This is a genomic window from Streptomonospora nanhaiensis (assembly GCF_026642255.1).
Classification (GTDB): domain Bacteria; phylum Actinomycetota; class Actinomycetes; order Streptosporangiales; family Streptosporangiaceae; genus Nocardiopsis; species Nocardiopsis tropica.
In genome coordinates this window covers 5,550,725-5,571,934 of the sequence record NZ_CP113264.1, presented here as the reverse complement: position 1 = coordinate 5,571,934, position 21,210 = coordinate 5,550,725, and the positions used below count along the sequence as shown (strand labels likewise).

The window sequence follows — 21,210 nt, the reverse complement described above, 5'->3', positions numbered from 1 at the left end:
GGGCGGGCCGCCGCGCACCGCGACGGACGCGCCCCGGGCACCGGGCACCGGGCCCCGGGGCGCGTCCGGCCCGGACCCCGGGAGCCCGGGGCCCGCGCGGTCAGGGCACCCAGAGGCCGAGGGACTCGGCGACGAGCGCGGGGCGCTCGGAGCCCTCGATCTCCACGGTGTGCCGGGTGCAGACCAGGTAGCCCTTGGGCGTCTCCTTGACGGAGACGATCTCCACGCCGTCGCGGACGCGGGAGCCGGACGCGACGGGCTGGAGGAACCGCACCTTGTTCAGCCCGTAGTTGACGGACATGCTCGGCTTCTCGGTGACCGAGATGATCGACTGGGAGAAGTGGGCCAGCAACGACAGGGTCAGGAACCCGTGCGCGATGGTGGTGCCGAAGGGGCCGTCGGCCGCCCTCTCCTGGTCGACGTGGATCCACTGGTGGTCCTCGGTCGCGTCGGCGAAGAGGGAGATCCGGTCCTGGCCGATGGTCACCCAGTCGGTGTGGCCCAGGTGCTCGCCCTCGGCTGAGAGCACCTCGTTGATGTCGGCGAATACGCGCACCGCGCCTCCACTGTCACGTCGGGTCCGGGGGTCGGGGCCGGACGGTGCCGCAACTCTACCTAACGGCGTTCGGTTATAGGTGCGCGCCCTCCGCAGCAGCGCCCCGCCGCGTGCGGAGCGGCGCTGCGGGGACCGCGGGCACGCCCGCCCGGCGCGGGGTCAGCGGCGTCGGCCGCGGGCCTCGCGCGCGGCGCGGACCTCGCGCGGCCCGTCCGCGTCCACCACCAGGGACCGCGCGGTCCGGTCGGCCACCGCGGCCCGGTCCACCCCGTGTCCCAGCCCGCTCTCCGCCAAGGGGATCGGCACCACACCGTCATGGGCGCGCACCGGCGGCACCACCAGGTCGCGGCTGCGGTTCCCGGCGCCGGGCATCTCCACCGGGAGGGCCGCCCCGGTCAGGGACGCCAGCGCGACCACGGCCGCACGGCCGATCCCGGTCGTCGCCGACGAGCCGCACCACACCTGCCAGCCCGCGTCCACGGCGCGGTCCACCGCGCGCCGGGCGGACGTCAGCCCGCCCAACCGGGTCGGGTCCACGTTGACGGCCCCGCCCGCCTCGGCGCGGATCGCGTCGTCCAGGTCCTCCACCGACGACAGCCCCCGGCCCAGGGCGACAGGGGTGCGCAGCTCCGAGGCCAGGCGCGCGTGGGCGGCCAGGTCGCCCGGAGCGAAGGGGTCCTCGACGGCCAGGAGGCCCAGCCCGTCCATGGCGCGCAGCGAGTCCAGGTCGGCGGGCGACTCCGTGTAGCGGCCTCCGCAGTCCACCTGGAGGACCAGGAACGGGAAACTGGTCTGCACGGCCCGGACCACGTCGGCGTCCCACCCCGGCTCCACCTCCAGCCTGATGCGCCGGAAACCCGAACCGACCTGCCGGTTCACCTCCGTGACCACCGACTCCAGGGTGACCTGGCGGGCCAGGGTCACCCCCGCGGTGAGCGCGGTGCGCTCACCGCCGAGGGCGTGCGACAGCGGCGTCCCGCGCTGTCGGCTCCACAGGTCCCAGCAGGCGGTGTCCAGGGCGTTCGCCACAGCGGGATCCCGCGGGAGGTCGGCCCAGGCGTCGCCCGCCTCGGTGGGGCGCCTCCACGTGTGCCGGAGCAGGGCCGGGGCGAACCCGGCGGTCAGGGCCTCCCACTGGGCCCCGGTGGCGGCGGGGAGCTCTCCCCAGCCGCAGAGCCCCTCGCCGTCGGCCACTCTGACGAGGACGGGGCCGTCGGTGTCGGCGCTCCGCCCGCCGGACGCGGGCCGCAGTCGGATCAGCTCGAGTTCGACGATCCGTGTCGCGGTCGCCGAGCCGGTGTGTGCCACGCTGTCCCCACCTCGGTGTTCGTCCTCCCGCAGGTCGTCCGTCCCAGGCGGGCGGACGCGGGCCTTCCTCCCGACCGTACCCGCGCCCGACCTGCCCGACCACCCCGAACCGCGTGGTCCTTCCCATCGGCCGGGCCCGGTCGGGGGCCCGCCCCGGTCCCCGGAACGCGGTGCGCGCCCGCGCCGTCCACAGGCGGACGGACGGCCTGGCGCCGCGGAGGGTTTCCGGGTTTCCTTGGATACAGGGGGTCCCCGGGGGCCGCCGACACCGGTGTGCGCTCCCCGCGGCGGCGCCCCGGGGACGGGCGCCTGCCGCCCCCGCCCCGCGTACGGGTCCGCTCCCGTCCCCGCGCTCGCCCGCCGTCCCACATACGGGTCCGCCCCCGCTCCCGTTCCCGTCCCCGCGCACGGGTCCGGGCCGCCCCCGGCCGGACGGGCTCGGACGGGGACGGCCCGGAAGGGCGCGGGAAGGGGCGAGAGCGCTCAGCCGGCGGCGAGGACCTCGTCCAGCCTCCGGTGCTTGAGGCCGTGCGCCTCCGCGACCGGCGCGTACACCACCTCGCCGCCGAAGGTGTTGAGCCCCCCGGCGAGCGCGTCGTCCTCGCGCAGGGCCCGGCGCCAGCCCTTGTCCGCCAGCGCCGCCGCGTACCGCAGGGTGTCCTTGGTCAGCGCGTGGGTGGAGGTGTTGGGCACCGCGCCCGGCATGTTCGCCACGCAGTAGAACACCGTGTCGTGCACCCGGAACGTCGGGTCGTCGTGCGTGGTCGGCCGGGAGTCCTCGAAGCAGCCGCCCTGGTCGATCGCGATGTCCACCAGCACCGCCCCGGGCCGCATCCGCGACACCAGCTCGTTGGACACCAGCTTGGGCGCCCGGGCGCCCGGCACCAGCACCGCGCCGATCACCATGTCGGACTCCAGGACGGAGTGCTCCAGCTCGAACGCGTTCGAGACCACGGTCCTGATCCGGCCCCGGTACAGCGCGTCCACGTGGCGCAGCCTGTTCACGTTCAGGTCCAGCACGGTGACGTCGGCGCCCATGCCCACCGCGATCTGCGCCGCGTTGAGGCCGGAGACGCCCCCGCCGATCACGGTCACCCGCGCCGGTCGCACGCCCGGGACGCCGCCCATCAGGACCCCGCGGCCGCCGTTGGGCCGCTGGAGCGTCACCGCCCCCATCTGGGGTGCCAGCCGCCCCGCCACCTCGGACATCGGGGCCAGCAGCGGCAGGGCTCCGTCCGGCAGCTGCACGGTCTCGTACGCGATGCCCGTCACCCCCCGCTCCAGCAGGGCCTCGGTGCATTCCCGGGACGCGGCCAGGTGGAGGTAGGTGAAGAGGACCTGCCCCTCGCGCATCCGGTGGTACTCCTCCCGGACCGGCTCCTTGACCTTCAGGACGAGGTCGCCCGCCGCCCACACCTCGTCGGCGGTGTCCAGGATGCGGGCCCCCGCCGCGGAGTACTCCTCGTCGGAGATGGAGGAGCCCATGCCGGCGCCGCGTTCGACGACCACCTCGTGGCCCCGGCCGGCCAGCTCGTGGACTCCCGCGGGAGTGATGGCCACCCGGTACTCGTGGTTCTTGATCTCACGGGGCACGCCGATGCGCACGGTTCCTCCACTGGTATCTCCGTTGATAGCCCCACTGTGAACTGCGAAGGCGTTCCGGCGCTATCGCCAACATGCATGTCTCTCGGCGTTCTTGTTGACACCGTGTAAGGGCGGTGTGTGGGGTGTGACACGAGGGTGCGCCGGTGCCGTCCAGGACCCGCGGCGGCCTCCCCGGGGGAGGGCTACCGGTCGTCCCCGGTCGCCGCCTCGCGTCCCGACACCCACACCCGCCCTACCCGGCCGGTCAGCTCCCTACCCGCGTACGGGCTCGGGTCGGCCGGGGGGACCGCCACCCCGCGGGCGTGGTCGAAGGCGACCAGGTCCGCGTCGAACCCCGCCGCGATCCGACCCTTGCCGTCCAGCCCCAGCAGTTCCGCCGGGGCCCGCGACGTCCAGCGGGCCAGGTCCGCCAGGCCCAGCCCGCGCCGGTGCGCCGCCGTCCACAGAGCCGACAGGCTCCACTCCAGCGTGTACAGGCCGTGGGAGGGCAGGTGCCCCGAACCGATCGTGGAGATCGCCGAGCCCTGCGAGAGCAGGGCGCTCCACAGCGCCCTGCGGTTGGCGTCGGAGCGCAGCGGTGGACGGCAGCCGTGCGCGGGCGAGGACGGGGCCAGCCCCTCCGCGGGCAGGCAGAGGTAGTGCGGGCAGGTGTGCGCCGTCATCGCCACGCCGATCGACTCCGCCGCCGCCAGCAGGGCCGCGCAGTCCGCCGCCGTGAACGGGCACACGTGCGTGCGCGCCCCCACCACGCGCGCCGCCGCGATCACCCGCTCCATCCCCCGGCGCTCCGCCCGGGGCGGCCGCTGCTCCGCGGACACCGGCGGGGACCCCAGCTCGCGGGCGTCCTCGGTGTGCACGAGCAGCACCGCGTCCGACGCGGTGAGCTCGGCCATCGTCTTGCGCAGCAGGGCGTCGCTCATCGCCGCCATGTCCGGGGACCCCCCGTCCGACAGGGAGCAGTGGAACGCCACCGCGCCCGCCGCCTGGAGGTCGGCCAGGTCCAGCGGACTGGTGCCGCTCGTCACCCCTCCCAGGAAGCGCACGGACACCGCGGAGCCCGTGGCCGCCAGCTGGTGGGCGTGCAGCGCCTCGGCGCACGTGATCGCCGGGCGCGCGGGCGCCGGGGCGGCGACCACACAGGTCACACCGCCCCTCAGCGCCGCCTGTCCCACCAGGCGGTAGGACTCGGCCAGCCCCCGGCCCGGCACGTGTACGCCGGTGCCGATGTCCACGGCCCCGGGCAGCAGGGCCACGTCACCGAGATCGGTCACCTGCCGCGCGCGCAGGTGCGCACCGTGGTCCGCGACGGCCTCGATGCGGCCGTCGCGGACGGCGACGGAGGCGGGCACGACCCCCTCGGGGGTGACCACCCGCCTGGAGCGGACCACACTGTCGAACTCGGTCATCGCCGTCTCCTTCGTACGCTCGCGACGAGAGAGTGCTGCTGGGACACGGGATCCGCGGGGGGATCGTGGGAGCGGGGGACGAACGCGAGGAGGAGTGAGACCGTCGTCACGACTGGTTCACGAGCGTAGCGCGAAGAGCCCGGCCGGAAGGGGAGAACCCGACAACAGGGGCCCGCGCGCAGCGGGGGCCGGCCCGGGGGCGGCGCCCCGCGGCGCGGGAGGGCCGCACGGTCGCGGGGGCCGTCCGGGCGAACCCCAGTCCGACGCCGTGTAGTAGACCGTTTAACCTTGGGCGAGGTGCTCCTCCGTGCACAGCCCCTGCCGGAGCCGACCGTGCGGCGGCGAGGCGGCCACAACCGAGGGCTCCGACCAGCCAACCGAACGACATCGACGACGGAGTGCCGCGTGGCTCCACTCGCACACAATGCGACATCCTCCTCCCCGGAGCACCATGACGACGCTCCGGGCACAGGGCGGGTGCCCCTGTTCGCCGTGGCCGCCGCGGTCCTGGGACTCACGGGGCTGAGCCTCACCCTGGTCCTCGGCGGCGCCGCCTTCCCCGAGGTCATCCCGGGCCTCCCCGACGCGGGCGAGGCCGTGCGGTGGGGCATGCCGCTGGCCAAGGTCGCCATGGACGGCTCGGCCGTGGTCGCGATCGGGCTCCTCCTGCTCGCCGCGGTCCTGCTGCCCTCGCGCCAGGGCAGGCTCACCCCGCAGGCGGCCTCCTACGTGCGCGGAGCCACCTGGGCGGCCCTCGTCTGGGCCGTCGCGGCCGTGGCCACCCTCTACTTCCAGGCCTCCGAGTTCCTGGCCAGGACCATCGGCCAGGTCAGCGTCGACGAGGTCACCGCGTACGCCGGGGCGGTCTCGGGCGGCATCGCGCTCATGTTCGTCATCCTGCTGACGACCGGCATCGCCCTCTTCGGCCGCACGGCGACCACGGCGACCGGGGGCCTGTGGCTCCTGGTCCTCGCCCTGGTCGCCACCACGCCGCCCGCCCTGACCGGCCACTCCGCCTCCTCCGGCGCCCATGAACTCGCCGTGACCGGGCTCGCCATGCACGTCGTCTCCATCAGCGTGTGGGTGGGCGGGCTGGCGGCCGTCACCTACCACGCGGTGCGCCGGGACGCCCAGGAGCCGGCGGTCGCCGCCCACCGGTTCAGCCGCCTGGCCCTGTGGGCCTACATCGGTGTCGCCGTCAGCGGCGCGGCCAGCGCCCTGGCCCGGCTCTCCTCACCGGCCGAGCTCGTCACCACCGAGTACGGGCTGATCATCCTGGTGAAGATCATCCTGTTCGGCGTCCTGGGGGCGTTCGGGTACATGCACCGCGAGTTCGCCCTCAAGGGGGCCGGCGGCCCGGAGTTCCGGCGCGGCTCGTTCCTGCGCATCGCCCTGGTCGAGGTGCTCGTCATGGCCACCGTCATCGGTGTCTCCGTCGGCCTGGGGCGCACCGCCCCGCCCCCGCCGCTGGAGGGCACCGTCGACCCCGCCGCCGCCATCCTCGGCTTCCCCGTCCCGCCGCCCATGAGCGTGCAGACGCTGCTCACCCTGTGGCGTCCGGACCTGTTCTTCATCATGCTCGTGGTCGTCGCCGGAGGACTGTACGCGGCGGGGGTGACCCGGCTGCTGCGCCGCGGCGACACCTGGCCCGTCGGGCGCACGGTCGCGTTCGGGGCGGGTCTGCTGTCGATCGTCGTCATCCAGCTCAGCGGTTTCGCGACCTACGCGATGGTGCTGTTCTCGACGCACATGATCCAGCACATGACCCTGTCGATGCTCACCCCGATCCTGCTGGTGCTGGGAGCGCCCGTCACGCTCGCGCTGCGCGCGCTCAAGCCCGCCCGGCAGCGCGGGGACCGGGGGCCGCGCGAGTGGCTGAACCTGTTCCTGAACAGCCGCTTCTCCAAGGTGGTGACACACCCCGCGGTGGCGGCGCCGCTGTTCGTGTTCAGCCCCTACGCCCTGTACTTCACCCCGCTCTTCCCGACCCTGATGAACGACCACCTCGGTCACCTGTTCATGGGCGCGCACTTCCTCATCACCGGTTTCCTCTTCTACTGGGTCATCGTGGGCGTCGACCCGGCGCCGAGGAAGATGCCCTACCTGCTGCGCATCCTGCTCCTGCTGCTCGCGATGGGCTTCCACGCCTTCTTCGGCATCTCGATCATGATGCAGTCGGCCCCGATGGCCATGGACTTCTACAGCCAGTTCGACGTGCCGTGGCTGGACGGCCTGGCCGAGGACCAGTACGCGGGCGGCGGGGTCGCCTGGGCGCTCGGGGAGATCCCCACGCTCCTGGTGATGCTCACGCTCGTGGTCCAGTGGTCCCGCGACGACGAGAAGCAGGAGCGCCGCAGGGAGCGCCACAGCCGCCGCGGGGGCTCGGACGACGCCGACATGGACGACTACAACGCCTACCTGGCCGAACTGGACCGCCGCTCGCGCGGCCTGGCCTCCCCGGGGACCGCGACGGCGCCCGCCGGCGAGCCGGACGCCGCCGGTTCCGACCACCCCGCCGACCGGACGGAGCGGGACGGGCGGGACGGGAAGGACGAACGGGGGGCACAGGAGTCCGCCGGAGAAGGCGCCGCGGACGACGACCCGGCCGCCGCGAACGGCCGCTGACCCGACCGGAGGCGGGGGCGCACCACCCGGTGCGCCCCCGCCGTCGTGTCCGGGGGCGTGACGGGCGGGGCCGCGGTCGGCCCGGGGAGCCCCGTCGCGGGGCCGGGCCCGGACGACGAGTGCCCCGCGTCGACGGGCACGGGGCACGGGGTGCGGGGAGGGGCGGGGCTCAGACGACGAGGGCGGCCACGGCCGCGCCCAGCAGTCCCAGCGCCAGGCAGATCAGGAGGCCCGCGGCCAGGACCGGCGGCGACGGCCGCAGCGACGCGAGGGCGGTCTCGCCCGTGGCGGCGGCCCGGCGGCGCGCCACCACCGGCAGCATCGCCACGTTCACCGCGTACACGACGGCCACCACACAGGTGGCCGTGGCGAACGCCACCCAGAAACCGGAGCCCGAGGACAGCGTGTTGGCGGCGGTGAGCGTCGGCAGCGCCACCAGCAGCACCACGGAGGCGGCCCCGAACGCCACCCGTACCCGGGGCGAGGCCCCGCGAGCGCTCCCCGAGACCACGAGGAGCAGACCGATGAGGGCCGCCATCATGATGGCGCCCACGATTCCGAACACAGCGATGTCCACCAGCGAATTCACGCTGGTCATTGTCGCACCGCCGCGCGGGTGCGCCGACCCGGGGTGGGTGCGGGGCCCGTCCCGCCGAGGGGTGCGCGTGGACGGAGCGCCCCGGGCGCGGCCGGGCGGCGTGCGCGCGGGGCTCGGCCCCCGCCCCGCACCCGGCCGCCGGAACGGGCGTCCTCCGCCCGGGGACGGAACCGGGGCCGCCCCCGTCCGGGAAGCGGCCCCGGACGCCCGGTCAGCCGGTGTGCTCCACCCGCGAGCCGGAGGGCCCCTTGACCACCTTCAACCGGGTGGTGACCCGGTGCTTGAGGTCGGCGACGTGGCTGACCACGCCCACGGCCCGCCCGCCGTCCCTCAGGCGGTCCAGCACGTCCAGCACCTCCTCCAGGGTGTCCTCGTCGAGGGTGCCGAAGCCCTCGTCCACGAACAGGGTGTCGATGTCGGCGCCGCCCGCCTCGGCGGCGGCCACGTCGCCCAGCCCCAGCGCCAGGGCCAGTGAGCTGAAGAACGTCTCGCCGCCCGACAGGGTGGCCGGGTCGCGCTCCACCCCCGTCCACGCGTCGACCACCCGCATGCCCAGGCCGCCCGCCGACCGCGCACGGCCGTCCCCCGCGGCCTTGTCCACCGTGTAGCGGAGTTCGTACCGGCCGTCCGACATCGTCAGCAGCCGGCCGTTGGCCGCCGCCACCACCTGCTCCAGGCGGGCGGCCAGCACGTACGCGGACAGGCGGACGTTGTCGGTGTTGTCCCCGGAGGTGCCCGCGGCCAGGCCGCGGAGGCCCTCGGCCACCGCGTAGCGGCGCAGGACCGGTTCGCTGCCCTCCATCCGGCTCCGCAGCTCCCGGCGGAGGGCGGACAGGCGCCGGGCCCGCTCCTCCAGCATGCTCCGCCAGGCGACCGCGCGGTCGGCCGCGGCGGAGGCCCGTTCGGCCCCGGCGGTCAGCGCGGCGATGTCGGGGACCGGGCCGTCGGCGGCGAGGAGCTCCGGATCGGCCAGCGCGGCCCGGGCCGCGGCCAGCTCGTCGTCGAAGGCGCGGGCGCGCTCGCGCAGGGCGCGCCGCTGCGGCTCGTCCACGGCCGCCTCCCACACCCCGGCCTCGTCGGCGAAGCGGGCCTCGGCCCGGTACCGCTCGGCCTCGGCGACGGCGGACCGGTACTCCTCGGCTGCGCCGTCGCGGGTGTTCGCGGCCTCGGCGGCGGCGCGCAGCAGGTCGGCCTCCCCGGACAGCCTGGTGATCCGCTCCTCCAGCCCCGGATCGCCCCCGCGCGCCGCGTCGAGCAGGGCTGTCAGCCTCCCGTGCTCCCGGACCGCGCTCTCCAGCTCGGTCCCGGCCTCCGCCTCCAGCCGGGTCAGCTCCCCCTCCCGGGCGCGGATCCGCTCCACCTCGGCCTCGAGCTGTTCGAGCGCCTCCTCCACCCGGCGGACCTCGCCGGCGGCGGCGCGGGCGTCGGCCAGCTCCCTCGCGCGCTCCCCGACCTCGTCCCGGGCGGACCCCGGGGTGAGGCCCTCGGCGCGTTCGAGCGCCGCGGCCCGGCGCTCGCCCAATGCCACCACGTCGCTCTCCGCCGCGGTGCGGCGGGAGGCGGCGTCGTCCGCCGCGGCCTGCGCCGCACGCTCCTCCTCCGCGGTGACCAGGTCCCCGTCCGAGGGGAGGGCGGGACGCGGGTGCTCCGCCGACCCGCACACCGGGCACGGGGCCCCCTCGGCCAGGCCCGACGCCAGCTCGGCGGCCATGTGGGTGATCCGCCGCTCGCGCAGCGCGAGGGCCCGCTCGCGTGCGGCCTGCGCGGCGTCCACGGCGCGGCGGCACCGGGCCTCGGCCTGCTCCAGCTCGCGGCCGAGCCGTTCGTACGCGGCGGCCGCATCCCGGCGGCGCTCAGCGGCGGCCAGGGCGGTTCCGGCGGACTCCACCTGCCCGGCCAGGTCGCGGACCCGGCGCAGTTCGCCCGTCAGGGACTCGACCCGGGGAGGCAGGGAGAGGGCCCGCTCGCGCAGGCGCGCCGACTCCTCGCGGGTGCGGTCCAGGCGCGCGGTGAGCTCGTCGACGGAGCGGCCCAGGGCGCGGCGCCGCCCGGCGTCCCCACGGAGGTGCTCGAGGCGGGCCAGTTCGGCGCGGCGCTCCTGCTCGGCGGCGCGCAGCGCCTCCTGGGGCCGGAGCGGTTCCGTGCCGGGGGCGTCCGGGCCGGCGGCCTCCGGCACGGACGGCGGTGAGGACACGGCCCGGCCGATCCCGGGGAGCCCGGCGACCAGGGACAGGTGGTCGGCGACGGCCAGTTCGGCCTTGTCCAGGTCGGTGCGCCGGCTGTCGCGGGCGCGCAGGAAGGGCAGCACCGACTCGGCGCGCTCGGCGGCGTCGAGCCGGGCGTCGAGCCCGGCCCGCCGGTCGGCGTGCCCGGCGAGCCGGGCAGCCCGGTCCCGGGCGGCGGCCAACCGCTCCTGGCGGGCGCGGAGCTCCCGCCCGTCGGCCAGGGCGCGCAGGGCGGCGTCGCGCGCGGCGGTGAACTCGGCGGCCACGGGGACGGCGTCCAGCGCGGTGGCGCCGGTGACGGCGGCCAGTTCGGCGGCCCACGCCGTCAGCTCCTCGGGCAGTTCGGGCGCGGTGGACCGGCCGACCTCGGCGATCCGCCCCGCGACCGAGCGCACCTCGTCGCCGGCGGACTCCACCTCGTGGCGCAGCTTGTTGGCGTGCCCCTTGAACCACTCCTCGACGTCGCGGAACACGCGGGTGTTGAAGATCCGCTCCAGGGAGTCGCGCCGCTCGTCCGACTTGGCGCGCAGGAACCGTGCGAAGTCGCCCTGGGGGAGCATGGCGACCTGGCAGAACTGGTCGAGGGTGAGCCCGACCAGGTCGCCGACGAACTGGCCCGCCTCGTCGGGACGGGTGGTGACGTCCGTCCAGCGGCCGCCGGAGTGCTCCAGGACCACGACCTTGGCGTTCTCGACCCTGGTGCCGGTGCCGCGCTTCTTGGGCCGTTCCCAGCGGGGGCTGCGCTCGATGCGGACGCGGCGCCCCCCGACGGTGAACTCCAGGGTGACCAGGGGGCGCCGGTCCGGCGGGGCGTGGTCGCTCCGGGGGGAGCGGTCCCTGCCCCGGGCGCCGGGGACGCTGCCGTACAGGGCGAAGCACACCGCGTCCAGCACGGAGGTCTTGCCCGCGCCGGTGGGGCCGTGGACGAGGAAGAGGCCGCCCGCGCCGAGCCGGTCGAAGTCCACCTCCTCGGTGCCCGCGAACGGGCCGAACGCCTGGAGGGTGAGGGTGTGCAGGCGCATCAGCGCATCCCCTCCTGGAGACGGACCTGCTCGACGGCGGTGTTCACGAGGGCCTCCTCCTCGGGGGTGGCGGGGGTGCCCCGGGCCCACTCCACGAAGTCGGCGACCACCTCGCGCTCACTGCGGTCGGCGACGGAGGCGGCGACCGGGCGTGTGTCGGGGGTGCCGCCCTCGGGGGCGAACTCCAGGACCAGGGTGTGGGGGAAGCGCTCGCGCAGCCGGTCCATCGGGTGGGCCGGGCGGCGCGGGTCGGTGAGGGTGACCTGGAGCCAGTGGCCGGTGTACCCCTCCCATTCGGGCCGGGTGAGCAGGTCCTCGATCCTGCCCCGGATCCGGGCCAGCGGCCGGGGGACGGGCGCCTCCGCGAACTCGGCGCCCGCCAGGCCGCCGGCGTCCAGGTCCACCACCCAGTAGCCCTTGACGTGGTGCTCCTCGGAGAAGGAGTAGGCGAGGGGGCTGCCCGGGTAGCGCACCGAGGGGGTGATGGTCTGCCTCCCGTGCAGGTGGCCGAGCGCGACGTAGTCCACCCCCGAGTAGACCGACGCCGGGACGTTGGAGGCGCCCCCGACGGAGATGTCGCGCTCGCTGTCGGAGGGCTCGCCGCCGGTGACGAAGGCGTGCGAGAGCACCACCGAGCGGGTCCCGGGGCGCTCCGCGAGGTCGGCCCGGACGAGGTCCATGGCGTGGCCCACGGCCGCCGCGTGCCCGCGCTCGGGCAGGTCCCAGTGGTGGCGTGCGACCTCCGGCTCCAGGTAGGGGATGCCGTAGAAGGCGACGGGGCCGTGCTCGTCCTCGATCAGGACGGGGGTCCCCACGCCGTCCAGGGAACTGCGCAGGTGGACGCCGGAGGCGTCGATGAGACCGGTGGCGAACGACATCCGCGCGAGGGAGTCGTGGTTGCCGCTGATGAGGACGGCGCGGGCGCCGGTGGCGCGGATGCGGCCGAGCGCCCGGTCGAAGAGGCGGACGGCGTCGACCGGCGGCAGCGCGCGGTCGTAGAGGTCGCCGGCCACGACCACCACGTCGATCCCGCGTTCGCGGATGGTGCCGACGAGGTGGTCGAGGAAGGCGGACTGGGCGTCGATGAGGTTCTCCCGGTGGAAGGAGCGGCCCAGGTGCCAGTCCGATGTGTGCAGCAGGCGCATGGGACTGGACATTACCGAAGGTGCGCGCGATCCGCCGGGGCCCTGCCGCCCGCAGGGGCGGCGGGGGGCGTGTCAGTTCCTGCGCGCGAGCGTGAGCCCGTCCCCGACGGGCAGCAGCACCTGGGTGACGCGGTCGTCGGCGACCAGGCGGTCGTTGAAGTCGCGGATGCCCTGGACGTGGGCGGACGTGTTGTCGTGGTCCACGACGCGTCCGTGGGAGAGCGTGTTGTCGGCCAGGACCAGGCCGCCCGGACGCAGCCGGGGGACCAGCTCCTCCCAGTAGGCGACGTAGCCCTCCTTGTCGGCGTCCAGGAAGGCCAGGTCGAAGAGGGGCTCGCGGGGGAGGGCGCGCAGGGAGTCCAGCGCGGGTCCGAGTGTGAGCGTGATCTTGTCGGCGACCCCGGCGCGCTCCCAGTAGCGGCGGGCCACGGACGTCCACTCGTCGCTGATGTCGAGGGCCAGCAGGGTGCCGTCGTCGGGGAGGCCGCGGGCGAGGCAGATCGAGGAGTAGCCGGTGAAGGTGCCGACCTCCACGACGTCCCGAGCCCCGCAGATCCGGGTGAGGAGTGTGGTGAACGCCCCCTGCTCGGGGCCGATCTGCATGCCCTTGTGCGAGGGGAAGAGCTCCGCCGTCTCCTCGGCGAGGTCGGCGAGGACGTCGTCGACGGGCTCGCTGTGGGCGACGACGTAGGCGTGGAGTTCCGGGCCGAGACCCTCTGTGGTTCGTGTCACGGAGGCCAGCCTAGGCCAGGGGAGCCGCGCGGCCCAGTACCCGCCCGCGCCTGTGGACGCCGCCCCGCGTCCGGCGGGCGGGGCCGGGGGAGGGACGCGACCGTCCGGCGCGCGGCCCCGGCGGGCGGGGCCGCGCGTACCGGCCCCGCCCGCCAGCGGAGGTCACCCCGGTCGGCGGACCTCATGGAGCTCGCCGGTCACGACGTCGTACACGAAGCCCCGCACCCGGTCGGTGCAGTGGGTTGAACGGATCGACCTCGATGCGCCGGATCGACTGGAGCACGTCGGTGTCCAGGTCGCTGAAGGCCTCGGCGGCCCAGTCCGGCCTGATGCCCACCTCGTCCTGGATCTGCTGCTTGAAGTCGTCGTCGGTGAAGCCCGCCATGCCGCAGTCGGTGTGGTGGACGAGCACGATCTCCCGCGTGCCGAGGAGCCGTTGGCTGATCGCCAGGCTCCGACGCACGTCGGAGGTCACGGCCCCGCCCCCGTTGCGGATCACGTGGGCGTCCCCCCGGACAGGCCGAGGACCCTGTAGACGTCGAGCCGGGCGTCCATGCAGGCGACGACGGCGAGGCCCAGTGCGGGGGGCGAGGCGTGGTCGCCCTGGGGGAGGCCCCGGGCGCGGGCGCGGGCGTTGGCGAGCAGCTGGTCGGTGGCGCTCATGGCAGACCTTCCGGGGCCGGGCACCGGCGCGGTGCCGAGGAGGACACGCAGCGTGTCGGCCAGGAGCATGATCCGTGAGCGGTCGCCAGGGCCGGAGAACGGGAAAACCCGTCCCGGGGGCGATCGCCCCCGGGACGGGTCCGGGCCCGGGCGGCCGGGACGGGCCCGGCGCCCTGTCTAGTACTCGGGGAGGATGGCGGGCCAGTCGAAGAGGTAGACCGAGCCCACGATGACGCCCACCGTCAGCAGCGGGGTCACCACCTTCTGCTCGACGGGGCCGTCGGTGACGAACCCCTTGCCCTGGCCGATGCGCTTCTTCCACAGGGGCCAGAAGATCGGCACGCCCATCTTGGTGACCATGTCGCCGAAGAAGTGCAGGATCACGCCGAACGCCACGGCCAGGCCCAGCCAGGTGTAGTTGACGCCCGCGGTGAACAGGGCCAGGGTGATCCCCGCCGTTGCCAGGGCGTTGATGACCCCGGACGCGACCCGGTTCTTGTCCAGGCCGAAACCCAGTCCCTGGAGCGCGATGCCGATGAGCAGGAACACGAAGACCTGGACGGCCATCTCGGACCACAGCGCCAGCAGCTGGACGATCACGCCCATGAGGATCGCGAAGAAGAACGAGTGCGTCCCCATGCGGTGACCGCCGAAGAGGAACCCGAGCATGCCGCCCAGGACCTCGGTGACCTTGCCGTAGGTCTTGGTCACCGTGGCGCTCTTGTGGTCGAGGTCGGGCAGCAGGGCCGCCCCCGCGCACACGAGAGAACCGGCGATGATCTCTCCCGGGCCGAGTTCGAAACTGAGCCCGAGGAATTCTGCGCCTTGGACCAGCGGAACGACCGCCATCCAGCCGACCACGCCACTCAGTGCGTGCGAGTGCCCCATCATGGCGGGAACCGTAGCGGACTATCACAAGCACCGCGAATCAGGAGTAATTGCGGTCCGGCCCATTCTTCACCCGGCGCACCTGAAACCCCGCTGCGCCGGAGTCCGGCCGCGAATGTATTTCGATGTCACGGCGCTCCTCGGAGGTCATTGACGTTAATCCACGTCCGTTGGTAGACAACCAACAACCCCCGGGTGGCGTGACACCGACCCGGCACCGTCGACCTCCCCGCGCCACCGACCCCACGAACCCGACAGGGGCAGACATGTACTCCCATCGCCCTCCCCCCACCCCCTCCCCGCGCCTCCCGTTGCGAGTGACGACCACGGGTGCGGCACTGCTCCTCGTCGGGGCCGCCGCGGTCGCCCCGGCCGCCGCGGAGCCGGCCGACGAGGCGAACACGCTCACCGTCGCCATCTCCCAGCAGGTCGACTCCTTCAACCCCTTCACCGCCCAGCTGGCCGTCACCACCAACATCCTCGACCACGTCTACGACTCCCTGGTCACGGTCGACGCCGTGACCAACGAGCCCGCGCCGGCCCTGGCCGAGGAGTGGGAGACCAGCGAGGACGGCCTCACCTGGACCTTCCACCTGCGCGACGGCGTCACCTTCAGCGACGGCGAACCCCTCACCGCCGACGACGTCGCGTGGACCTTCACCACCATCATGGAGAACGAGTCCGCGGCGATCGCCAACGGCAACTACGTGTCGGGCTTCGACACGGTCACGGCCGAGGACGACCACACGGTGGTGATCGAGCTGGAGGAGCCCCAGGCGACGATGACCTCCCTCAACGTGCCGATCGTGCCGCGCCACGTCTGGGAGCCCGTCCTGGAGGAGCAGGGCGACGACTTCGCCGACTACACCGGTGAGGACCTGCCCGCCGTCGGCAGCGGCCCCTTCGTCCTCACCGAGCACCACCGCGGCGAGCACATCGCCCTGGAGGCCAACCCCGACCACTGGCGCGGGGCCCCGGGCTTCTCCGACCTGGTCTTCCGGTACTACTCCGAGAAGGACGCCGCCGTCGAGGCCCTGCGCAGCGGCGAGGTCTCCCTCGTCTACGAGCTGACCGAGGCCCAGGCCAACTCCCTGGACGGCGCCGACGACATCGCCGTCAACTTCGCCGCCGGCAAGCGGTTCCAGGCCTTCACCGTCAACCCCGGCGCCCGCACCCAGGACGGGGAGGAGTTCGGCGACGGGCACCCCGCGCTGGCCGACGCCACCCTGCGCCGGGCCATCGTCAGAGCCATCGACAACGAGGAGATCGTCGAGAAGGCGCACGGCGGCCGCGCCACCGCCGCCGGGGGCTACATCCCGGCCCGCTACAGCGACTACCACTGGTCGCCCGAGGGCGACGAGGACACGCTCTCCTTCGACCCGGAGGCCGCCAACGCGATGCTCGACGAGGCGGGCTACGAGAGGGGCGAGGACGGCGTGCGGGTCTCGCCCGACGGCGACCGCCTCGAACTGCGCATGCACGTCCACCAGGACCGGCCGGACAACGTCAACGCCGGACTGGTCATCGTCGAGCGCCTCGCCGACATCGGCATCGAGGTCGAGAACCTCACGGTCGACCCGGGCGTCCTCAGCGACGCCCTCTTCGCGGCCGAGTACGACCTCATCTTCACCGGGTGGACGGTCAACCCCGACCCCGACTACGTGTTCAGCATCCACACCTGCGACGCGCTCCCCGAGGAGCCGGGCAGCATGCAGGGCGACGCCTACTTCTGCGACGAGGAGTACGACGAGCTCTACCGGGCCCAGCTCGCCGAGTACGACCGCACCGCCCGCGCGGAGATCATCCACGACCTCCAGCGGGTGCTCTACGAGGAGGCCGTCGTGAACGTGCTGGCCTACCCGGACATCCGGGAGGCGTACCGCACCGACCAGATCACCGACATGCAGATCCAGCCGGACCCCGGGGGCAACATCTGGGGCCAGGACGGCTACTGGGCCTTCTGGTCCGCCCAGCCGGTCGCCTCGGACGAGGACGGCCCCTCCGGGCCCTCGACCGGGGTCTGGATCGGCATCGGGGCGGCCGTGCTGGTGCTCCTGGCCGCGGGCGGGTTCGTCCTGTTCCGCCGGCGCGCCACCGTGGAGGACCGCGAGTGACCAGCGACCCCGTCACCCCGGGAGCCCCGGCCGGGGCGGAGGCGCCCGGCGCCCCCGCCCCGGCGGGCCCCGCCGGGCCAGGCCGCGCGGGCAGGATCGCGCGCTACGTCGCCGGACGCCTGGCGACCGCAGCGTTCTCGCTCCTGGCCGTGGTCGTGGCCGGGTTCTTCCTCTTCCGCATCCTGCCCGGCGACCCGGTCCGCGCCATGACCGAGGGCCGCGAGGTCACCGCGGAGCAGCGCGAGGAGCTCCGCCGCCAGTTCGGGCTCGACCAGCCCCTCTGGCAGCAGTTCCTCGACTACCTGACGGGCCTGCTCCGCCTCGACCTCGGCACGTCCTTCCAGTTCCGCGAGCCGGTCACCGAGCTCATCCTCGAACGCCTCGGGCCCACGGTCCTGCTCGCGGGGACCGGCACGGTCATCGCCGCGCTCCTCGGCCTCCTCCTCGGCGTCCGGGCCGGGTGGAGGCCCGGCGGCCGGTCCGACCGGGCCAACAGCGCCGTCGCCCTGTTCTTCTGGTCGGTGCCCACGTTCTGGCTCGGACTGCTGCTCATCGTGGCGCTCGCCTCGGGGCGCGGGTTCATGCCCGGCCTGTTCCCCACCGGCGGCATGGTGGACCCCGCGGCGACGGGCCCCGTGGAGACCGCTCTGAGCACGGCCTGGCACATGGTGCTGCCCATCACCACCATGGTCGCCGTGATCTACGCCCAGTACCTCATGATCATGCGCTCCTCCCTCATGGACGAGAGGGGCGCCGACTACCTCACCACGGCGCGGGCCAAGGGACTGCGGGACGCCCTCGTGCGCCGCAGGCACGCGGTCCCCAACGCCCTCCTGCCCACGGTGACCCTGATCTTCCTCAACCTCGGCCAGGTCGTGTCCGGAGTGATCCTCGTGGAGACGGTGTTCTCCTGGCCCGGACTCGGCCAGCTCTTCTACTCCGGCCTGCGCGTCCCCGACCTCGGCCTCGTCCAGGGCCTGTTCGTGGTCTTCGCGGCCTCGGTGATCCTCATGAACCTCCTCGCCGACCTGGTCTACCCGCTGCTCGACCCCAGGGTGCGCCCATGAGCGCGGACACCGAGGAACACGGCGCCGACGCACCGGGCGGAGACGCCGGCGGGGCGAACGGCGCGGGCGGCGCACCCGTGTCGCCCCGGGCCCTGGCACGCCGCCGCCGCGCGGAGGCCCTGCGCCGGTTCGCCCGCGAGTACACCCGCAACCGCGCCGGGCTGGTGGGCCTCCTCGCCCTCTCGGCCATCGTCCTCCTGGCGCTGTTCGCACCCCTGCTGGTGGACCAGGCCGAGCTGACGGTCACCGGCGCCCCCGGAGCCGCCTACGAACCGCCCAGCGCCGAGTTCCCCCTGGGCACCGACAACTTCGGCCGGTCCGTCCTCGACCTCATCATCTGGGGCTCCCGGGTCTCCCTCACGGTGGGCTTCCTGGCCACGGTCGTCTCCGTGGTCCTGGGCACGCTGGTCGGGGTGACCGCCGGGCACTTCGGCGCGTCCGGGGGCCCGGCCGGACGGGTCGTGTCGTCCGTGCTCATGCGGGTCACCGACTGGTTCCTGGTGCTGCCCACCCTGGTCCTGGCCGTGGCGCTGGCCGCGGTGCTGCCGCGCGGCACCGGCACCATCATCATCGCCATCGGCCTCACCGTCTGGCCCGCGACGGCCCGCCTGGTGCGGGCGCAGACCCTGGCGGTGGAGGCGCGACCCTTCGTGGAGCGCGCCCGCGCCCTGGGCGGGGGGCACACCCACGTCATGGCCTGGCACGTGCTGCCCAACGTGATGCCGGTGGTGCTCGCCCAGACCACCCTCCTCGTGGCCACGTCGATCATCGCCGAGTCCACGCTGGCGTTCCTGGGGGTGGGGGACCCCACCACCATCTCCTGGGGCGGCATCCTGGAGGCCGCCCGCACCGCGGGGGCCATCAGCTCCGGGATCTGGTGGTACATGATCCCGCCGGGCCTGGCCATCGCGGCCGTCGCCCTCTCCTTCACCCTGTGCGGACGCGCTCTGGAGTCCGTCATCAACCCCCGACTCCGGGAGCAGCGTTGACCTCCCTCCTCGACGTCCGAGAACTGCACGTCACCTACCGAGCCGGGCACGGCGAGGTCCCGGCCGTCCGGGGCGTCGACCTGTCCCTCGACCCCGGGGGCACCCTGGGGCTGGCGGGGGAGTCGGGGAGCGGCAAGTCGACCGTCGCCCTGGCGCTGCTGCGCCTGCTGCCCGAGAGCGCCCGCATCGGGGGGCAGGTCCTGCTGGAGGGGGAGAACGTCCTCGACATGCGGTGGGGCCGACTGCGCGCGGTCCGCTGGGTGGGCGCGGCGATCGTCTTCCAGGGCGCCATGCACTCCCTCAACCCGGTCAAGCGGATCGGTGACCAGATCGCGGAGCCCATGGCGATCCACGGCACCGTGCCGGCGAACCGGATCCCCGGGCGCGTGGCCGAGCTCCTGGGACAGGTGGGCCTCCCGGCCTCCCGCACCCGCGACTACCCCCACCAGCTGTCCGGCGGACAGCGCCAGCGGGTCATGATCGCGATGGCCCTGGCCTGCGAGCCACGCCTGGTCATCGCGGACGAGGCCACCACCGCCCTGGACGTGATGATCCAGGCGCAGATCCTCGCCCTGCTCAAGCGCCTGGTCGCCGAACAGGGCATCGGCATGCTGATGATCAGCCACGACCTGTCCGTCCTGGCGGCCACCTGCGACCGGGTCGCGGTGATGTACGCGGGCCGCGTCGTGGAGCAGGGCCCCGCCCGCGAGGTCGTGCACGAACCCGCCCACCCCTACGCGAGCGCCCTCAGCGCGGCCTTCCCCCGCATCGGCGACCCGGCCTCGCGCCTGGCGCCCCGGGGCCTGCCGGGGGACCCGCCGGATCCGGCCGACCCCCCTCCGGGCTGCGTCTTCCGACCCCGCTGCGCGGTGGCCGAGACGGTCTGCGCCACGGTCGACCCGCCCCTGTGGCCGGTGGACCCCGACCCCGCCGGGAACTCCGCGCGCCATGCGGCGTGCGTGCACGTGGGCCCCGCGAGACCCCTGACGACCGCCCGGGACGGGGGCACCCCGTGATCCCGACCGCCGCCCCCACCGAGGAGACGCGCCCTTGAGCACCACCGAGACCGACCCCCGCGACGCCCCCCGCGCCTCCGGGGGAGGGGAGGCGCCCGAGCCGATCCTGAGCGCCAGGGGAGTGGAGGTCGCCTTCGCCGCCGGGTTCGCCCCCGGCGGGGGCAAGGGCACGGCGCGCGCCGTCGACGGCGTGAACCTCGACGTGTCGGCGGGCGAGATCGTGGCGCTGGTGGGGGAGTCGGGCTGCGGCAAGACCACCCTGGCCCGGGTGCTGCTGGGCCTGGAGCGGCCCACAGGGGGCGTCGTGGTGTTCGAGGGCAGGCCGATGCGGTACGGCTCCCGGGACCTGCGCGCCTACCGGCGCCGGGTCCAGCTCGTGCAGCAGGACCCCACCGGCTCGCTCAACCCGCGCCGCACCGTCTACGAGTCCGTGGCCGAGGGGCTGCGCATCCACGAGGGCACCACGGCGGACGAGGCCGAACGGGTCGCCGGAGCGCTCTCCGGGGCCGGCCTGCGCCCGCCGGAGCGCTTCCTCGCCCGCTATCCGCACGAGCTGTCCGGCGGGCAGCGCCAGCGCGTGGTGATCGCCGGGGCCCTGGTCCTGGACCCCGAGGTGCTGGTGGCCGACGAGCCGGTCGCGTCCCTGGACGCGTCGGTGCGCGGCGAGATCCTCCGCCTGCTCCTGGACCTGCGGGACGAACTGGGGCTGTCCGCCCTGGTGGCCACGCACGACCTGGGACTGGCGTGGAACATCGCGGACCGCGTCGCCGTGATGTACCTCGGGCGCGTGGTGGAGCTGGGCACCGTGGAGGAGGTCCTGGCCGCACCCGCCCACCCGTACACACGCGCGCTGCTGTCGGTGCTGCCCGACGCGGGCGAGGGCGAGCCGGTGGTCCTGGCGGGCGAGCCGCCGGACCCCAAGCAGGTGCCGCCGGGGTGCCGGTTCCACCCGCGCTGCCCGGTGCTCGCCTCGGGAGAGGCCGAACGGGCGGGCGTCGCCGACCTGTGCCGCACCGTGGACCCCGCGGTCCTGGGGGGCGGGGCCGAACGCCGGGTGGCCTGCCACTGGGCGGCCGCCGACGGGACCGGCCGGGTCCGCGCGGAGGCGGGAGGCGCGGGCTGAGGGCGCCGTGCGCGGTGGCGGCGCCTCCCCCGCGGCGCGCTCCGGACCCGGGGCGCCCCGGGTCCTTCCGGCGGCCGTCGCCGCACCCCTGCGGGGTGCGGCGGTGTCCGGGACCGGGCCGGCGCGCG

The 21,210-nt window shown here is 74.7% G+C and carries 17 protein-coding genes; 6 read left to right on the top strand and 11 right to left on the bottom strand.

Annotation, left to right across the window (positions count from 1 at the left end; all coding sequences use genetic code 11):
* Positions 1 to 100: 100 nt before the first annotated feature.
* From OUQ99_RS24075 to OUQ99_RS24060, 4 genes are all read right to left on the bottom strand, one after another.
* Positions 101 to 556: a MaoC family dehydratase gene (locus OUQ99_RS24075; protein ID WP_267946062.1), complete on the bottom strand. Its 456-nt coding sequence runs from the start codon at positions 554 to 556 to the stop codon at positions 101 to 103.
* Between the two features lie 159 nt (positions 557 to 715).
* Positions 716 to 1,864 (bottom strand): enolase C-terminal domain-like protein, encoded by a 1,149-nt coding sequence (locus OUQ99_RS24070; RefSeq protein WP_267946061.1) that lies wholly within the window; start codon positions 1,862 to 1,864, stop codon positions 716 to 718.
* Positions 1,865 to 2,347: 483 nt separating this feature from the next.
* Positions 2,348 to 3,469, bottom strand: a complete 1,122-nt coding sequence (gene ald / locus OUQ99_RS24065; protein WP_267946060.1) for an alanine dehydrogenase — start codon at positions 3,467 to 3,469, stop codon at positions 2,348 to 2,350.
* Positions 3,470 to 3,651: 182 nt separating this feature from the next.
* Positions 3,652 to 4,875, bottom strand: coding sequence for an amidohydrolase family protein (locus tag OUQ99_RS24060; protein WP_267946059.1), 1,224 nt, complete (start codon positions 4,873 to 4,875; stop codon positions 3,652 to 3,654).
* Positions 4,876 to 5,280: 405 nt separating this feature from the next.
* Here OUQ99_RS24060 and OUQ99_RS24055 point away from each other — a divergent pair, with 405 nt between their 5' ends.
* Entirely contained in the window at positions 5,281 to 7,500 is a 2,220-nt protein-coding gene (locus OUQ99_RS24055) for a cytochrome c oxidase assembly protein (protein ID WP_267946058.1), read from the top strand.
* A 169-nt stretch (positions 7,501 to 7,669) separates the two neighbouring features.
* Here the strand turns inward: OUQ99_RS24055 and OUQ99_RS24050 are convergent, their stop codons facing one another.
* From OUQ99_RS24050 to OUQ99_RS24025, 7 genes are all read right to left on the bottom strand, one after another.
* Entirely contained in the window at positions 7,670 to 8,098 is a 429-nt protein-coding gene (locus OUQ99_RS24050; protein WP_267946057.1) for a hypothetical protein, read from the bottom strand.
* A gap of 211 nt (positions 8,099 to 8,309) precedes the next feature.
* Positions 8,310 to 11,345, bottom strand: a complete 3,036-nt coding sequence (locus tag OUQ99_RS24045) for an AAA family ATPase (protein WP_267946056.1) — start codon at positions 11,343 to 11,345, stop codon at positions 8,310 to 8,312.
* Positions 11,345 to 12,502 (bottom strand): exonuclease SbcCD subunit D, encoded by a 1,158-nt coding sequence (locus tag OUQ99_RS24040; protein ID WP_267946055.1) that lies wholly within the window; start codon positions 12,500 to 12,502, stop codon positions 11,345 to 11,347. The genes OUQ99_RS24045 and OUQ99_RS24040 overlap by 1 nt, the downstream gene beginning before the upstream one ends.
* Before the next feature lie 60 nt (positions 12,503 to 12,562).
* Complete coding sequence (locus tag OUQ99_RS24035; protein WP_267946054.1) at positions 12,563 to 13,222, bottom strand: O-methyltransferase; 660 nt, start codon at positions 13,220 to 13,222, stop codon at positions 12,563 to 12,565.
* A 181-nt stretch (positions 13,223 to 13,403) separates the two neighbouring features.
* Complete coding sequence (locus OUQ99_RS31545) at positions 13,404 to 13,721, bottom strand: hypothetical protein (RefSeq protein ID WP_276567171.1); 318 nt, start codon at positions 13,719 to 13,721, stop codon at positions 13,404 to 13,406.
* Entirely contained in the window at positions 13,718 to 13,885 is a 168-nt protein-coding gene (locus OUQ99_RS31540) for a hypothetical protein (protein ID WP_276567170.1), read from the bottom strand. Before OUQ99_RS31540 ends, OUQ99_RS31545 begins: the two co-directional genes overlap by 4 nt.
* 177 nt (positions 13,886 to 14,062) lie before the next feature.
* Positions 14,063 to 14,776 (bottom strand): metal-dependent hydrolase, encoded by a 714-nt coding sequence (locus tag OUQ99_RS24025; protein ID WP_267946053.1) that lies wholly within the window; start codon positions 14,774 to 14,776, stop codon positions 14,063 to 14,065.
* A gap of 263 nt (positions 14,777 to 15,039) precedes the next feature.
* Here OUQ99_RS24025 and OUQ99_RS24020 point away from each other — a divergent pair, with 263 nt between their 5' ends.
* Genes OUQ99_RS24020 through OUQ99_RS24000 form a run of 5 tightly spaced genes read left to right on the top strand, consistent with a single transcriptional unit; the run spans position 15,040 to position 21,082 of the window.
* Positions 15,040 to 16,887 (top strand): ABC transporter substrate-binding protein, encoded by a 1,848-nt coding sequence (locus OUQ99_RS24020; protein ID WP_346660215.1) that lies wholly within the window; start codon positions 15,040 to 15,042, stop codon positions 16,885 to 16,887.
* The gene (locus OUQ99_RS24015; RefSeq protein ID WP_267946051.1) at positions 16,884 to 17,954 is read left to right on the top strand and encodes an ABC transporter permease; all 1,071 of its coding nucleotides are present in this window, start codon (positions 16,884 to 16,886) and stop codon (positions 17,952 to 17,954) included. The genes OUQ99_RS24020 and OUQ99_RS24015 overlap by 4 nt, the downstream gene beginning before the upstream one ends.
* Positions 17,951 to 18,943, top strand: coding sequence for an ABC transporter permease (locus OUQ99_RS24010; RefSeq protein WP_267946050.1), 993 nt, complete (start codon positions 17,951 to 17,953; stop codon positions 18,941 to 18,943). Before OUQ99_RS24015 ends, OUQ99_RS24010 begins: the two co-directional genes overlap by 4 nt.
* On the top strand, positions 18,940 to 19,959 hold the full coding sequence (locus tag OUQ99_RS24005) for an ABC transporter ATP-binding protein (RefSeq protein ID WP_267946049.1): 1,020 nt from the start codon (positions 18,940 to 18,942) through the stop codon (positions 19,957 to 19,959). The genes OUQ99_RS24010 and OUQ99_RS24005 overlap by 4 nt, the downstream gene beginning before the upstream one ends.
* 34 nt (positions 19,960 to 19,993) lie before the next feature.
* Complete coding sequence (locus OUQ99_RS24000) at positions 19,994 to 21,082, top strand: ABC transporter ATP-binding protein (protein WP_267946048.1); 1,089 nt, start codon at positions 19,994 to 19,996, stop codon at positions 21,080 to 21,082.
* Positions 21,083 to 21,210: the final 128 nt, after the last annotated feature.